The organism is Pediococcus acidilactici DSM 20284 (genome assembly GCF_000146325.1).
Classification (GTDB): Bacteria; Bacillota; Bacilli; order Lactobacillales; family Lactobacillaceae; genus Pediococcus; species Pediococcus acidilactici.
On sequence record NZ_GL397067.1, the window covers coordinates 397984 to 414280 of the forward strand.

At 40.5% G+C, this 16297-nt stretch carries 14 protein-coding genes and 1 riboswitch; of the genes, 3 read left to right on the plus strand and 11 right to left on the minus strand.

Annotated features, from left to right (window positions below):
- Window positions 1-119: 119 nt before the first annotated feature.
- A complete protein-coding gene (gene mgtA / locus HMPREF0623_RS02045; protein ID WP_004165855.1) occupies window positions 120-2777 on the minus strand; it encodes a magnesium-translocating P-type ATPase in 2658 nt (885 codons plus the stop codon).
- A gap of 117 nt (window positions 2778-2894) precedes the next feature.
- Window positions 2895-3066: riboswitch (M-box (ykoK) riboswitch) on the minus strand.
- A gap of 425 nt (window positions 3067-3491) precedes the next feature.
- Here mgtA and HMPREF0623_RS02050 point away from each other — a divergent pair.
- Both HMPREF0623_RS02050 and HMPREF0623_RS02055 read left to right on the plus strand, forming a co-directional pair.
- Window positions 3492-4667, plus strand: coding sequence for a multidrug effflux MFS transporter (locus HMPREF0623_RS02050; RefSeq protein WP_002831644.1), 1176 nt, complete (start codon window positions 3492-3494; stop codon window positions 4665-4667).
- Between the two features lie 337 nt (window positions 4668-5004).
- Window positions 5005-5574: an NAD(P)H-dependent oxidoreductase gene (locus HMPREF0623_RS02055; protein ID WP_004165856.1), complete on the plus strand. Its 570-nt coding sequence runs from the start codon at window positions 5005-5007 to the stop codon at window positions 5572-5574.
- A gap of 688 nt (window positions 5575-6262) precedes the next feature.
- Here the strand turns inward: HMPREF0623_RS02055 and folP are convergent.
- From folP to folB, 6 genes are read right to left on the minus strand one after another with little or no spacing between them, the layout of a single operon-like run.
- Window positions 6263-7393, minus strand: a complete 1131-nt coding sequence (gene folP / locus HMPREF0623_RS02060; protein ID WP_004165858.1) for a dihydropteroate synthase — start codon at window positions 7391-7393, stop codon at window positions 6263-6265.
- Between the two features lie 11 nt (window positions 7394-7404).
- Window positions 7405-8001, minus strand: a complete 597-nt coding sequence (locus HMPREF0623_RS02065) for a non-canonical purine NTP pyrophosphatase (RefSeq protein WP_002831658.1) — start codon at window positions 7999-8001, stop codon at window positions 7405-7407.
- Complete coding sequence (locus HMPREF0623_RS02070; RefSeq protein ID WP_004165860.1) at window positions 7982-9286, minus strand: bifunctional folylpolyglutamate synthase/dihydrofolate synthase; 1305 nt, start codon at window positions 9284-9286, stop codon at window positions 7982-7984. The genes HMPREF0623_RS02065 and HMPREF0623_RS02070 overlap by 20 nt, the downstream gene beginning before the upstream one ends.
- The gene (gene folE / locus HMPREF0623_RS02075) at window positions 9279-9872 is read right to left on the minus strand and encodes a GTP cyclohydrolase I FolE (protein WP_004165861.1); all 594 of its coding nucleotides are present in this window, start codon (window positions 9870-9872) and stop codon (window positions 9279-9281) included. Before folE ends, HMPREF0623_RS02070 begins: the two co-directional genes overlap by 8 nt.
- A complete protein-coding gene (folK, locus tag HMPREF0623_RS02080; protein WP_004165862.1) occupies window positions 9832-10341 on the minus strand; it encodes a 2-amino-4-hydroxy-6-hydroxymethyldihydropteridine diphosphokinase in 510 nt (169 codons plus the stop codon). The genes folE and folK overlap by 41 nt, the downstream gene beginning before the upstream one ends.
- On the minus strand, window positions 10334-10699 hold the full coding sequence (folB, locus tag HMPREF0623_RS02085) for a dihydroneopterin aldolase (protein ID WP_002831663.1): 366 nt from the start codon (window positions 10697-10699) through the stop codon (window positions 10334-10336). Before folB ends, folK begins: the two co-directional genes overlap by 8 nt.
- Before the next feature lie 400 nt (window positions 10700-11099).
- Between folB and yjeM the strand changes: the two genes are divergently transcribed.
- Window positions 11100-12602 carry a glutamate/gamma-aminobutyrate family transporter YjeM gene (yjeM, locus tag HMPREF0623_RS02090; protein WP_002831664.1) on the plus strand — a complete coding sequence of 501 codons (1503 nt, stop codon included), beginning with the start codon at window positions 11100-11102 and terminating at the stop codon, window positions 12600-12602.
- A 62-nt stretch (window positions 12603-12664) separates the two neighbouring features.
- Here the strand turns inward: yjeM and msrA are convergent, their stop codons facing one another.
- The 4 genes from msrA to HMPREF0623_RS02110 all read right to left on the minus strand — a co-directional run bounded on the left by msrA (window position 12665) and on the right by HMPREF0623_RS02110 (window position 16292).
- Complete coding sequence (gene msrA, locus HMPREF0623_RS02095) at window positions 12665-13180, minus strand: peptide-methionine (S)-S-oxide reductase MsrA (RefSeq protein WP_002831666.1); 516 nt, start codon at window positions 13178-13180, stop codon at window positions 12665-12667.
- A 3-nt stretch (window positions 13181-13183) separates the two neighbouring features.
- Window positions 13184-13636, minus strand: coding sequence for a peptide-methionine (R)-S-oxide reductase MsrB (gene msrB, locus HMPREF0623_RS02100; RefSeq protein ID WP_002831667.1), 453 nt, complete (start codon window positions 13634-13636; stop codon window positions 13184-13186).
- A gap of 193 nt (window positions 13637-13829) precedes the next feature.
- The gene (locus tag HMPREF0623_RS02105; protein ID WP_002831669.1) at window positions 13830-14984 is read right to left on the minus strand and encodes a glycerate kinase family protein; all 1155 of its coding nucleotides are present in this window, start codon (window positions 14982-14984) and stop codon (window positions 13830-13832) included.
- A gap of 15 nt (window positions 14985-14999) precedes the next feature.
- Window positions 15000-16292: a GntP family permease gene (locus HMPREF0623_RS02110; RefSeq protein ID WP_002831671.1), complete on the minus strand. Its 1293-nt coding sequence runs from the start codon at window positions 16290-16292 to the stop codon at window positions 15000-15002.
- Window positions 16293-16297: the final 5 nt, after the last annotated feature.

A 16297-nucleotide genomic window follows, 5' to 3' on the forward strand; every position in this document is an offset into this window, starting at 1 on the left:
AAACCCTTTAATTCAGCTGTAAATATAAAATTACCTGCGCTATATTTAAAAGTCCTATACAATCAATTTTATTTAGTATCGTCCCGGTTATTATTCATATTTTGATGGGCCAAAATTTGTTAAATGAAGCCCTTGTAACGACGAATATAGGTTGATTTAACGATCGTGGCAAGCGCAAGATAGCTAAAGATTGTTACTACTAACCAAATCCAATAGCTACCTGGTACAGCGGTCAAGCCTAAACTTTTGCCAATCGGAGTAAATGGAATAACGGTGCCGATGACAATACTCAAACTCGTGATTATCGTTAGGACGGCTGAGGCACTACTTTGAATAAACGGAATTTTGTCGGTTCTTAGCGCGTGTAAAACCATGGTTTGGGACCATAGTGACTCAATAAACCAGCCGCTTTGAAAAAGCGCGATGAAATACATTTGATTTGGATGGGTCAAATGTATAAAATCACCGCCCACAATCGCGGGACAGATAACGAAAAACATTAGTAAATAGGTGGTGATGTCAAAGATAGAACTAGTTGGGCCAAACCAAACCATGAATTTGCTGATACTGTTAACTTGCCATTTTTTATGCCTTTCTAAATAGTCTTTGTCCATCGTATCCCAAGGAATGGACATACAAGAAAGGTCATAAATGAAGTTTAATAAAAGGATCTGAAGGGGGAGCATTGGCAAAAATGGCAGGAAGATGCTTGCAATTAATACGGAAAACATATTTCCAAAATTAGAGCTCGCGGTTGCTTTAATATACTTCATGATATTGCCAAATACTTCCCGGCCAATTAATATTCCATGCTTCAAAATAACTAAGTCGCTTTCCGTTAAAATTACGTCAGCAGTTTCTTTTACTACGTCTACGGCCGAATTAACGGATATTCCAACATCAGCCGCTTTAATTGCTGGAACGTCATTAATTCCATCGCCTAAAAAGCCCACGGTGTGTTTATTTTTTCTTAACGCCTTTATGATTCTTCGCTTGTTTTGCGGGGTTAGTTTTATAAAAACATTATTTTGGGTGACCACCGGACCTAGTTCCTGGTCGGTTAAATGATCAATATTTTCACCGCTTACTATACCAGTTACCCTTAAGCCGACTTGTTGACAGATTGCTTTAGTCACAATTGCATTATCCCCCGTCAAAACTTTGATGGTAATCCCCTTTGACTTCAAGGCTGATAGGGCCTGCTTAGCAGTCGGTTTAGGAAAATCTAAGAACGATAGAATTCCGATAAAGCTGAGGTTGGTTTCATCTTCAACAGAACAAGTGTTCGGGGCAGTCGCTAAGCGCTTATGAGCAACCGCCACCACCCGTAAACCAGCTTGGTTTAACTGGCTAACTTGCCTTAAAATTTCGTGCTTGATTTCTATTGTTAGCGGGATCAAGCTACCTGCAGAGTAAACCGTATTAGTGATTTCAAGCATCTCTTCTACCGCACCTTTGGTAATTAGCTCGTAATGGCGCTGGGATTGATCTTTAAGAATAACGGTCATTCGCCGACGCTCAAAGTCGAAAGGAATTTCATCAACCTTTTGGTAATTAGCTGCTTGAGCTTTAACTTCCGGTTTAGCTGCGTCGATAACGGCCTGATCCAACGGATTATTAAAACCAGTTTGGTAACGACTGTTTAAATACGCCCATTTTAAAGTTTCTTCGTCCGTCGTCCCCTTCCAATTTAAATAATGGTTTAAGGAAAATTGATTTTGGGTTAACGTACCCGTCTTGTCCGTGCATAAAACGTCAATCGCTCCTAAATTTTGAATTGCTTTTAAATTTTTAATGATCGTTCCACCCTTGGCCATTTTAGTTGCTCCCTTAACTAAATTAGTAGTAACGATCATCGGTAGCATTTCGGGGGTGAGACCGACCGCTACTGAAAGACCAAATAACAACGCTTCTAGCCAATCCCCTTTGGTTAAACCGTTAATTAGGAAAATAATGGTAGTCATTATCACGGTGAATTTTATAAAAAGGTACGAAGTTTTTCGAATTCCTAGATCAAAATTAGTTTCGGTCGACGTAATTGATGCCGAATGGGCAATCCCGCCGAATAAAGTTTGGTTTCCAGTCGCTATTACCAGTCCTTCAGCTTGTCCGTTAGTAACGTAGCTTCCCATAAAAATTAAGTTTTCGTAGTCCGTTTCGCTTTTAACGGTCTTCTTAGATTGCAAATGGTTCTTTTCCACTGGATAGCTTTCGCCGGTGAGTGATGCTTCAGAAACCAATAAATCTTTTGACTTAATTAATCGAATGTCAGCAGGCACCATGTCTCCTACGGAAAGCTGTACTATATCCCCACAAACCACGTGATCTACTGGGATTTTTTGGATTCCGTTCGCCCTTTTGACTGTGGTGACAGATTTAATCATGGTTTTTAATTGTTCTACGGCTTTTGTAGACCGAAGTGACTGTATAAGGGTCATCGTTCCGCTTATAATTACCATTCCAAAAATTATTCCACTCCCCAGATAGTTACGTTCCCCAGGCGGAGCTAAAACCACGTCGGTAATGAAGGACACTAAGCCAATGCAAATTAAAACAATCGTAAACGGCGTAATGTATGCTCCTAAGATCGCACTGATAATTGATTTTTTCGCATTATCCGTTAGCTTATTAGGGCCAAACTTATTTCGCATTTTTTGAACCTGGGTTTGCCTAAGGCCCGTCGTCGTGATATTAAAATCTTTAAATAACTCACGAATACTTGCCTTAGCAAATTTTTCGTAATTTGGTTTTAAATTTGTCTTACCTACATTTTTCATTTTTCTCCCTCCTTAAAAACCTATAAAAGTTGTTGAGGTGGAGACTTCAGGGCAAATAAAAAACGACTTTTTGCCCCGAAGCTCAGCAAAAAGCCGCATTTAGTTTATAGTAAGTAAACGCTGATCTATTCGTTGAGCTTTAGCACTATACAACGTAAAAATTTTCCAATTTTAGCTACCTTAAGAAAAGCCTTGAATTCGACAATTCCTGTTCTACCCATTAGTGTCTCTCGACATTTTTGGGCAGCAGCCTATGTTTGTATAGGAGCCTCACCTAACAAATGTATTCAATTAAAACAGAGTACCCTGTTATGGTTTCATCATACTTTATATTTACAAATAAAACTAACGCAAACCAAACACTTAACTAATTATTTATAATTTTTTCTTGACGGTTAATAGTAACGATTTTGGGAAAGGGGGCCTCCCCAGCTAAATCCCGACTAAATTATATAAAAAGAGTGACTAAAAAAACACTTTTTTGATTATGCTTTTTAGTATTTATAAAGTTATTCTTCAAAAGGTTCGCTCACGGTAATGGGCGAATGTTGCATGTAAAATAATTAATTGTTACCCTAGTAAAGATATGCAAAATGGGAAGATAAGTGTAGAAAGAAGGTTTAAATAATCGAATATAAAGACTTTATCTCATGTGTGACAGTAATTAAATTAGGACGTTTTTCTTAAAAAATATTAAATAAAGGAAGTATAAAAATGAAAAACGTCCAAAAACAAGTTCCATCTTTAATGATTATTATCGCATTAGTGGGTTTCCCGCAAATTAGTGAATCCATCTTCACTCCCGTCCTCCCTGCCTTGAGTGCTAATTTAAATGTAGCCGATCGGACTGGTCAATTAGTAATGAGCACTTACTTTGTTGCTTTTGCAGCGGGGGTATTATTTTGGGGGAAGCGTTCAGATGTCAAGGGCCGCAAACCTGCGATGTTAGAGGGCTTATTAGTCTACCTTGTCGGCAACGTCGGACTATTTTTTGCGCCTAATTTTATAGTCATGATTTTCTTTAGATTGATCCAATCTTTCGGAGCTAGCGTGGGATCGGTAGTGACCCAGACAATCATGCGAGAAAGTTTCTCGGGAAGTAAGGGAGCTAAGGTTTTCGCTAACGTAGGTGCGGCCTTGGCCCTCTCCCCTGCGATTGGTCCCCTGCTTGGTGGATACGCCCAAACTTACTTTGGCTATCGCAGCGTTTTTGGTGTGCTAATTGCTATTGCAGTTTCATTGATAATTTATACCGGGGCGCGGTTGCCAGAAACCAATCCGGCAATCGGTGTTAAAGGACCCAAAATTTCTCTGATTGCGGTAGTTCGGCGTCTTTTTACAGACCATAATGTACTGGCCTATGGTTTATTGATCAGTGGAATTAACGGAATTTTATTTAGTTTCTACGCGGAAGCTCCGTTTATTTTTATTGATCATTTTCGTTTCTCACCAGTCCAATATGGAATCATAGGTATTATAATTGCCTTATCCAGCATCATTGGTGCCATAATGGTTAACAAGTTAGTCTTAATCTGGTCGCCCACTAAGATTATTAAATTAGGTTTGATTTTTTCTTTATTTGGCGGACTATTTATGTTTCTAACGGTTTTACAAGATTCAGTAATCGGATTTATTACTGGTACCTTTATTGTTTTCTTAGGTTTATATACTGTACTCCCCCTTTCCTTAAACCTTGCTTTAGTAGGTTATGAAAAAATTATAGGGGTGGCTAGTGGAATTTTTAGCTTTGCTTATTACCTAGTGATTAGTTTTCTAACCTATCTAATTAGCGTGTTCCACACTGGCTGGGTCGGCATCTTACCAATTTATATTTTTATAGTAGTTGGGATCATGTCCCTGGTTTATTGGCTTAGTTTTAATAAACAGTAAAGCCTGATTCATTAAAAAACAATAATGATTAGCTATTAACTTGGTTAATGAAAGACCATCAACTGAAGATATACAAATTATTAAGTAAATGGATTAATTAGTAAGTACCTTGCGTGCTCCTAAGTTACCTTTTTTACGGCTTATAATTTTGGATATTGTTCGGGGATGGTCTTTTTATATTAGATTAGATACGGTAGATGATTTTTGAATTCTAAGCTTTATACAAATGGATGCCTAGTTGACATTTAGAACATAAAATAAAAACAATACCCTCTATTGAATAAAACGCTTTCAAGAGATACACTTAGGATATAAATAAAAAGGAAGGCGACATTTCATGAAAACTATCATTTACGTACATCCCTGGGACGGCAGTTTTAATCACGCAATTCTTGAAAGTGTAAAAAAGAAATTTGACCAAAAGCATGAGGATTACCAAGTAATCGATTTGTATAAGGATCAATTTAACCCTACTTTTTCCGCTGAAGAACTGAGCATGTTCAATGCCGGAGATACTCCTTATCTAAAGGTTAAAGAGTATCAAAAAATGATCAAAGATTCTTCGGAATTGGTTTTCATCTTTCCAATTTGGTGGTTCTACTTGCCAGGAATTTTAAAGGGCTTCTTTGACAAAGTGATGTTGAAAAAATTTGCTTACCAAGTCGACGAACAAGGCACTTGGACAGGTCTCTTAACCAATATTAAGAAAGTAACCGTCATTACTACGGCTTCCATGACTAAGGACATTTTAAAAGCTAGCGGTGATCCAATTCAAGGACTGTTTATTAACGGCACCTTAGGATCCGTTGGGATTACGCCTGATAAAGTTAACTGGCTTCATTTTGGAAACGTGGAAACTGCATCTCCAGAAGAACACACTGCGTTCTTAGAAAAAATACTTGATTAGATATAAAAACAGCCCTGGCCATTAGAATTAATGACTAGGGTTGTTTTTTACTATTTATAACGATGCTTACCTATTCCAGTGACCAGTTTTAACTTTAAAATACACCTGAGCGCCAAAAAATACTAAATAAGATAGCCCTAAAAATATTAAAGCTCCGGTAATGATACCTGGCATTTAACTCACGCTCCCTTTGCTTGATTTTATTTTGATTGATGATATCATAATAGAAAAGGCAAGGGGTGCCTCCCTTGCCACGCCGATGGGTTTTAATGTGCGAGCTAATTACTTAATGTGATTAGCTTTTTTTATTATCTCGTAAGCTTTAGCCAGAAGCAAAATGCCCCGGCATACCACGTAGAAAGCAAGCGCCCACGCCATTAACAATCCCTTTCAAGTTATTCATATCTGACACCTCCACGCCTCTGGATTTTTTTGAAGGGTGCCATATAAAAACTCAAACGGCGGCAATTTTTCGGGGGTTGCAGATCCCCTACTTAATTACGTATCCGATCATATCATTTTGTCCCGGCTGATCACATTTCCTTCTACTTTTTAATGGGTGTATGCCAGTAGTTCCCAGTTTTATTAAATAAAAAAGAGCGCGAAACAAACTAACTTTTGTCTCACCCTCACCGAAATAGCTTTTTAAGATTTTTATCCAATTACTCATCATTTAGTGTGATTAAAGCTAACTGCCAAACCAATACCCATTTTGGATGACGTCCAACATTTTAGCTAGTTGAACCGTTTCGGCAATGTCGTGGACTCGTAAAATCCGGCCACCATGCAGATACATATATGCCTCAGCCACCAGCGTTACCGGGAGCCGGTCTTCTTTTGGTAACCCGAATAATTTAGCCCCAAACCCTTTTCTCGAAATGGCAATCATCATGGGCCGGTTTAGGTAATTAAACTGGTCGATATTTTTCATCATCGCGTAGTCTTGATAGCCATCCGCTTTTTTCGCGTAACCAATCCCCTGATCTAACGCAATTCGATTAATATTAATTCCGTTTTGAACTAGCGTGGCAATATTTTCTTCAAAGAATGTCTTCATTTCTGCCGTAAGGTTATCGTAATCTTTATTACGCGCACTGTGCATCGTTAGCAGTCCAACATTAGAATTACGCATCAGTGCCAGCTTTCGTTGGTCATCGGTAAAGGCGTTGACGTCATTAATGATATCGACATAATCGATCACCCGTTCCATTACCGCGTATTTATAAGTATCAATCGCTACCGCCACTTGACTAAAGTTCTTTTGAATTAGGTCGAGTACTTGGGTAACTCGTTTGAGCTCTTCCTCCGGGGGAATTTCTACAAAGCCTGGCCGAGTAGTTTGGCCACCAACTTCGATAACGTCTACTCCGGCGCCAACCATTTCAGAGACCCGTTTTAAGATTGCGGTTTCACTTTGATACCAGCCGCCATCGTAAAAAGAATCGGGAGTAACATTTAAAATCCCATAGATTACGGGACGTTCAGTAAGGTTAAATTCAAAGCGACCAGCTTGCCACAGCACCCGGTACCTTTGATTTAGATTGTTCATTTGTTGGTCTAAACTCGGATCATTAAAAATTTCCGTCAATTTTTCCTTAAAAAGGGCTAAGTTAACCTGTGGTAAAAGTAAGTCTACTTTTAGCCCCTCCACTGTATGAATTAAATCCATCTGGTCTAATAGTTTGGCTAACAACCTTAACTTCGCAGCGTCATCAGCAATTACCTTTAACGCTAAATAACGCTGCCGGTTAAGCAGGTCATCCCATATTTTATTTTCCAATTGACTGCTAAATTGTAAATGCCGTTCGTAGATTTCCATAACTGATTCCTTTATATAAAGTAGCTGTCCAATAAATTCTGAACCGCCTTTGTCCGATGCAATAGCGGTATTTTTTCGTCGTTAGGCAGTTCCGCTAGCGTAGCGTTTTTTCCCGGGACTTCCAATATTAGATCAAAACTTTTCCCATTGTTTCCGCGGGGCTCGGCACTAATTTGCCCAACAAATTTACCGGTTGCTTTAAGGACGTGAGGTTGGTTTACCGCCACCAAAGTAGACTGCATGGTTACTTCCCTACTTTGATTGGCAACCATCTTTAAAATTTCTTGGTTCAACGCCGAATCCGTAGTTTGGTCCATGTGTAAATCTCGCGAAGTAGTGATTCCTAAACTTTGAGGGCATGCTTTTAACATCATCCCAGTATCGTCAGCCACGATCCACTTTCCCGGAAGTTTTTGAGCAATCCAGTTGGCCTTGGTAAGCGCATTTTCGGAATAACTTGTGGTACCTTCCTTAGGAAAATCAACTCGCCCTAGCAAAGACTGGTACGAAATTGCCTGCTGCCCAAACCATTCAAAAATCTGAATCAGTTCCCTAGTTTTATTTCTATTATTGGAAGCAATTATAAAGTTAGTTGGCATTGGAAACATTCGGTACCTCCAGCTCCTTGATCAAATAAAATGAACCGGTAACTACAATGGTCGTATCTGCATCAGCTAATGTTAAAGCCTGTTGCAAAGCGGTATATAGGTCACGATAACTACCCACGACTTTATTGCCTAACACGGTCTGAATCGTTGTCGGACGTAGTGCTCGGGATGGATTGTCTGGTTGAACCGCAAAAATCCGATCGGCCGCTTTAGCATACAAGTGCAACATTCCTGAATAATCTTTGTCTTTTAAGAACCCTAAAATAAAAAATAATTTGTGATTGGCGTTCAAATTGGACAATCCCTTAATCAGGGCTTGAGTACCGTCCACGTTATGAGCCCCGTCTAAAATAACCAACGGATCCCGTTGCAAAACTTGAAATCTATCCGGGATTTGAATGTGCTGCATCATTTCTATTAGTGGTTGCCAATCGTTAATCACTTGCTGATTAAACAGCCATTCGTAAACTGTTACCACGGTCGTTAAATTATCAATTTGGTAATCGCCCAGCAATTTAAACGGCGTCGCTGCAATGTTAATGGTCTTGGCATGCAGGCTAACTTTGAACCCAGTTATCGAGCGCTTAATCACTTGAATTGTTCCCGGAACTGCTTGGATTACCGAAGTGGCCCGCTTTTGAACCGCCTTTTTTTCAAGGATTGTCCGCACCTGCTGCGTTTGTTTGGGGGCGATAAAGACGGTTGCATCTTTTTTGATAATTCCCGCCTTATTTTGCGCAATTTGTTCTAAGGTATCACCTAAAATTTGTACGTGGTCGTAATCAATGTGGGTGAAAACGACCGCTGCGGGATGTTCAATAATGTTGGTTGCGTCATTTTCGCCACCGAGTCCTGCTTCGATAATTGCCCACTCTACGCCATTTTCAGCAAAATATTCCAACATAATCAACGTAAACCATTCAAAGATTGAAATACTTGCCGTTGTGATAGTTTGGGGAAGTTTTTGTGCGATTTTTTCGTATAAAGCCACAAAGGCTTCTTTTTCAATCATCGAGCCGTTAATTTGAATTTGTTCGCGCTGGTCAATCATTGCCGGGCTGGAAAAATGGCCCGCCCGGTAGCCCGCGTTTTCGAGACTTTTTGCAAGCATAGCGCCTGTAGAACCTTTCCCGTTGGTCCCCGCTAAGTGGATGATTCGATAATTTAAATCAGGATGTCCTAAGGCTGCGAGGACTGTTTTTAGTAATGGAATGCGATCTTGGTGACTAACCAGCATGTTATGATTTAATTTTCGAATTAATTCTTCGTAAGCTGTTTTAGGCATTTTGTTGTCCGACCTGCTGGAAAAAGTTAGCCCTTAAAGCTTGATCCGTTTTAAAAACCCCGGTCATTTTTGAAGTATAGGTAAATAAGTTCGATTGATTAATACCACGCATTTCCATACATAAATGCCGTGCTGACACGGTAACTGCGACCCCTTGAGGATCTAAGATGTTAGCTAATTCGGTGCTGATTTGGGTAGTTACTTTTTCTTGCATTCCGGGCCGTTTAACAACAAAGTCAACCAACCGGGGGATTTTGCTAATCCCAATGACTTTGCCATCCTTAGGGACATAAGCGACGTTGACGTTACCAAAAAATGGTAATAGATGGTGCTCACATACCGAATAAAACGGAATCTTTTGAACTAAAACCATTTCAGGCTCTTCGTCTACGTGAAAGATCTTATAATCGGTAAAATCGGTCGCCTGGTGGTTTAGTCCCGCAAAAATTTCTGCGTAAGCTTTCGCCACTCTTTTAGGCGTTTCCACCAAACCTTCTCGTTGGGGGTCTTCCCCAATTCCTTCTAATAAATCACTGACTGCTTTTTCAATTTTGGGTAGGTTCAATGTTTTCACTTCCTGAATCATATATTCTGACCATATTTTTGTCCGAAGTTGCATCAAGTAAAGCTTGGATTGCTTGATGAAGTTTAGGATCGTCCTGACTGACTTCCAACATCGGAATTAAAACAAAACGCCGATTTGGAATCTCCGGATGGGGAAGCGTTAATTCCGGAGAAGACACATGGTCGTTATTAAAAAATAAGATGTCTAAATCAATCGTCCTCGGACCCCAGTGGATGATTCGTTTACGTTTTAAAGCTTTCTCAATCGCGTGCAAATCATCTAATAGCTCATAAGCACTCTTCGAAGTCTTAACTTGAATCACCATATTAAGAAAATCATCTTGTTTGACGCCACCCACCGGTTCAGTTTCATAAATATGGGAAAGTCGGCTAACTTGAGCCACCTGATTTAACTTCTCAATTGCTAATTCTAAATTCTTTTTACGATCCCCTATATTACTGCCAATGCTTAAATAAGCCGTATTAACCATTCTGTTGACCACTCACTTCTATTTCTACGTTATCAAAATGTCCGTTAATCGGGACGCTGTATTTTCTAATTTTCAACTGCACGGCTTGAAGACTTGGATACTCACGTAAAATCAATTCTAATAGGTGATTAGCAACGCTTTCGATCAAGTCATAGTTATGAGTTAAAACAAATTCTTCGACCGTTTTATAAACGGCCGAATAACTAACCGTTTCGGTTAAATCGTCATGTTTAACTCGTTCTTCAATTGGATAAGTTAGCTCGGCATCAATTTCGATTTTTTGCCCTAGCTTCTTTTCTTCCGGTAAAACACCGTTGTAAGTATAAAACTGCATGTTGTTAATTCTAATCTTTCCCAACGAAACTCACATCCAATCCTCGTTAATAGTTATAATAATACCATTAAAAATATTCCCTAAAAACTATGCTGCATCAGTAAAAAATATGTTAAACAGTGGAAGCCTTGGTAACGGCCCGTTGATAGGTTAATTTAAAAATTGAATTAATGCTAAACGCGAGGTCTCTTTTATGATTAAGTCGTAAAATCCTTTTTGGGAGCCACAAAATATGTCAACTCGGAGAATTAAAGGGGAGTTTAATCGTTTGAATTAAAAAAATTATCCCCAAAATTAGATTTTAGTTCATAAAAGATTAAAATTTAATTACATACATTCTATTGACTTTTTTTTCTGCTACAATTATACTCATATTTAATTTATTTTTATTCATAAAAGGAAAAGTTAGGAGAAGATATTCAATATGGGTGAACAAAAGAAAAAACTATCGCTCGGCGCTTTAGTTTTGATGATATTTACCACCATCTTTGGTTTTGGTAATACCCCTACTGCTTTCCAGCAAATGGGTTACGGAGCAATTTTTTGGTACATTTTAGGTGCAATTTTATTCTTTATTCCCGCTGGCTTAATGTTTGCAGAATACGGGGCAACCTTTAAGGAAGCTAAGGGGGGCCTTTACTCCTGGTTGGAACAATCCATCGGTGAAAAGTGGGCCTTCATCGCCACATTTATGTGGTTGGCTTCATGGATCATTTGGATGGTAATGATCGCACAAAAGATTTGGATTACCTTGGCAACCATCATTTCTGGGCACGATACTACTGGTAGCTGGTCACTATTTGGAATGAATTCAACCATGACGATTGGATTACTCGCCATTCTATGGGTAGTATTTGTAACTTGGGCCGCTTCTCGAGGAATTAATACTTTGGCAAAGGTTTCCTCATTAGGCGGTTTAGCCGTAATGGCAATGAACGTAATCTTACTATTAGCTAGTGTGTTCATTTTAATCGCTAACCACGGTCACTTGGCTCAACCAATCAATCATTTAAGTGATTTTGCAACTTCGCCAAGTGCCCAATTCCAAAACCCCATCGCGATGATTTCCTTCGTAATTTACGCGATCTTCGCTTACGGTGGTTTGGAATCCATGGGGGGAATCACTGATAGTTTAGATAAGCCTGAAAAGACCTTCCCTAAAGGGGTTATGATCGGTGGAATCGTAATCGCGGTAGGTTACTCATTTGCGATCTTCCTCTGGGGAGTTTCAGCAAACTGGCACACCGTAATTTTGGAACAAAAAGCTAACTTAGGTAATATCACGTACGTAATGATGCAGAACTTAGGATTAGAGTTGGGTAAAGCAATGGGCTTGAGTAGTTCAGCTGCAGTTGCGTTAGGAACGGCCTTCTCAAGATTCTCTGGTTTAGGAATGCTGTTAGCTTACGTTGGTTCCTTCTTCGTTTTAAGTTACTCACCATTAAAATCATTCATCTTAGGTTCACCTAAAGAATTGTGGCCAAAGAAAATGACCGAACTAAACAAAAACGGCATGCCTGCTAACTCAATGTGGTTACAAGCAATCGTAGTTAGCGTATTTATCGCTGGAATTTCTATTTTAGCTTCAATTACTCACAAAGAAGCCACTTTCTTCTACAACGTGTTGACTTCCATGAGTAACGTTTCAACTACTTTGCCATACATCTTCTTAGTAGGGGCATTTCCATTCTTCAAGGCTAAAAAAGACCTTGATCGGCCATTTGAAGTTTACCGCAGTCGGCCTTGGATGCTAACCATCGTTACGGTAGTGTTAATTACCGTCGGCGTCGGAATTGTCTTTACCGCAATCTCACCGTTCATTTCCGGAGATTTGTTCACCGGATTATGGACCGTGGCAGGACCGTTATTCTTCGGTTTAATTGCTTGGGCATTCTTAGTTAGACGTGAAAAGAATAAAAATATTTAATAAATAAAAATCGTAAGTTTCAAGCATGTGCTTGGACTTACGATTTTTTTATTTGCGCCTTTTTATTGCCAATGGGTTTGTTTAAATTGACTTCGCCCGCCAGCCTCTTCAATTTGGTATCTCCGCGGATTCTTTTTATAAAATTGCTGGTGTTCTTCTTCTGCCGGATAAAACGGTTGGGCATCCTCAATGGTAGTGACGATTGGTTCGTCAAATCTACCTGATTCCGCGAGTGCTTTACGGGAAGCCAACGCAACCTGGCGCTGTTCTTCGCTGTTAACGTAAATTACCGGTCGATAGTTGTCCCCTCGGTCTTGGAATTGCCCCATCGCGTCTGTAGGGTCCGTTTGTTGCCAATATATTTCTACTAACTCCCGATAAGAAATAATTTCAGGATCAAAAGTGATCTGGACCGCTTCAGTATGGCCGGTGGTGTGCGAAGCTACCTGTTCATAAGTGGGATTTGGTACATGTCCCCCAGTATAACCAGAAACGACGTTTAAGATTCCAGGCTGCGTTTCAAATGGTTCGACCATACACCAGAAACATCCGCCCGCAAAAATAGCTGTTGATGTCATAAGTTACCCTTCTTTATCAAAGATTTTTTTCAAATAGCCGAGGTGATGCTCTTCCAATTCATCGTACGGGATGAACTTCAGCGCTGCCGAATTAATACAATAACGCACGCCTCCAGCTTCTTGTGGACCATCCAAAAACACGTGTCCTAAATGGGAGTCAGCTTGTTTGCTGCGCACTTCCACACGTTCCATTCCCCAGGATTGGTCCCGGTGTTCGGAAACTAACTGAGGGTCAATTGGTTGGCTAAAGGCTGGCCATCCACAGTGAGCGTCATATTTAGCAGTAGAGCTAAATAATGGTTCTCCACTGACTACGTCAACGTAAACTCCTTTTTCATAGAAGTTATCATATTTCCCGCTAAAGGGACGTTCTGTAGCCGCTTCTTGCGTCACCGCATATTCTTCAGGACTAAGCTTTTCTTTTAGCTCAGCTTTAGAAAGTTTTTTGTTCTCCATTTGCAGCACTCCTAACCACTAAAATGAATATAAATACATATTTATGGGTAATTTTGTTTAATTAGCCCCCTAAATATACAATTGGAAGATTAAAATAGAATTAGATCTTCGATCATTGTGGCTACATTATAAGCTGAATATTTTCAAAAGCAAATAATTGGCTTGCCCGTAAATTTATGGGACAAAAGGGTTCTTATTTGACCGAACCAATTCCTTTCTTAATTAACCGAGCGATATTCTCCGCAACTTGGGCAACATCATGAGGACCAGTTGCCAAAGCTTCGCGTAGCGACTTAACTCCGGATACGCTCGTAAAAATTGCGTCAATTGCGTTATCTGCGTATAATTCATCAATTCCCTTGCCGACGTTACCAGCAATTACAATCACCGGTGCATCTGGAGCAACTGCCTTAGTGGTTAGTGCTACCCCATAGGGAGTTTTGCCATACTTAGTTTGAAAATCGATTCCCCCTTCTCCGGTAAATACGTAGTCCGCATTTTGCGCCTTATTTTTTAATCCGCTGTATTCGATTACGATGTCGATCCCTTTTTTCATGGTTGCGTTAGTAAATGCTACTAGCCCGGCACCTAAACCGCCTGCAGCGCCCGCACCAGGGCGTTTAGCTAAATCAAGCCCTAAATCGCGCTGTAAGACTTTTGCATAATGAGTAAGGTTTTGATCCAGAAGTTGAACCATCTCGGGAGTCGCGCCCTTTTGGGGACCAAAAACCGCCGATGCGCCTTGTTTACCAATTAAGGGATTGGTGACGTCTGAGGCGATGATAATTTCCGTTTTTTTGATTCGGGGATCGATTTGGTTAACCTTAATTTGCTTAAGTTGGTTTAAATTGCCCCCGCCTAGTTGAATAGCTTGACCACCATCGTCTAGCAACTCTGCTCCAAGAGCTTGGGCCATTCCGGCACCGCCATCGTTAGTGGCACTGCCACCGATGCCAATGATTAACCGATCAACTCCTTGATCAAGTGCCTTTAAAATCAGTTCGCCCGTCCCGAAAGTAGTTGCTTTTAATGGATTCCGAGTGGTTTTCGTAACGTATTGGATTCCACTGGCTTGCGACATTTCAATCACGCCGGTATGCTGGTCACCTAAAATTCCATAAGTGGCGTTTACGGGCTTACCAAGTGGACCGGTAACTTCAGCAGTCAACAGCCGTCCCTTAGTGGCGTCAACTAAAGATTGTACGGTTCCTTCACCACCGTCTGCCATGGGAACGAGTGTATAAGTCGCTTCCGGAAAAATTCTTTTAAGTCCCGTTTTAATGGCGTTAGCGGCTTGTTTAGCCGTCATTCCATTTTTAAATGAATCTGGTGCAATCACAAATTTCATTATTCTACTCCTTTATTAAAAGAATCCATACATTACGGTTGCAACGATGGTCATTGACAATCCGACCAAGGTTTCATAGATAATTGAACGAGAACGTTCCTTAATTTCCATATGCATGGCATTGGCTGTAACGTGAAAATAATTCCCGTGTGGCAAGTGATCAATTACCGTCGCCCCAGTATGTACCATCGCAGCAGCGCCTAACGGACTTACCCCAAAACCTAAGATGGCCTTACTAAAGGAGCCTGTCGCTAAGATAACCCCCGTCGACGTTGAAGCAGTTGCCGCCGCCATTAAGATTCCAGCTAACGGCGCCAAGAAGACTCCAGAAACGTGGCTGATTTTGATTAATTCAATAATTTTATTTGGCAAACTAGACGTGGTAATTAACGCGCCAATCATTCCTGCTCCGATTAAAATCATGACTACATCGGTCATTCGGGCAATTCCAGATTGAGCGTAAGCCTTTAATTGTCGTCCCTTTCGCATTGCTAACGTCCCAACTACGGCAGCAAAGGGAAGCACGTAGGTGGCATCCAAATTTAAATTAGTTAAACCGTGAATATGTAAAAGTGAACTTAACGGATTTAGTAGCAACAAAACAATCGCTAAAATCGGGGTTACCAAGGCTGTGGCCAATGATGGCAACTCCGTAGGTTGCTTAGGCTTAGTTAAATTTGCAATATCCGTATCTAAGACCGCACTCCCACGATGTTTCAAAAAGGAAGCCACTAAAACTGCCACGATTAAACCAACGACACTGGGAATAAAGTCTGCAATCATGATCTGACTTAGATTAACGCCAAACCCTTTTGCTGCAGCAATCGAATTGGGATTTGGTGAAATAATGTTTCCGGCTTTGCCGCCTCCGGAAAGGGCAACTAAGAGCGCCAATTTTGAAATATGCATGCGTTGGCCAACTTCAAGCGCAATCGGCGCAACGATTAAGACGGCAACTGGGATAAAGACTCCCACTCCCGTAATTACCATTGTCGCTAATGCTAAACTAAATAGCGCTAACTGATCCCCCAGTTTGTTAACAATGGTCTTAGCGATCACATCCGCTGCGCCGGATTCCATCATCACCCCGGCAAGCATTCCGGCTGCAATTACCCGTAACACAGTTCCCATAACGCTTTGCGAGCCTTGAATGAGGACGTTAATGGTTTGGCTAAGTCCTGCTCCACCTAGCAAACAACCTAAAATTGCCCCCAACATTAACGAATAAACGGGGTTTAATTTCTTGAGAATAAGGATAATGGCAACGGCTAACCCCACTAGCGCTGCCCACCATGGTAATAAATGCATGAAAT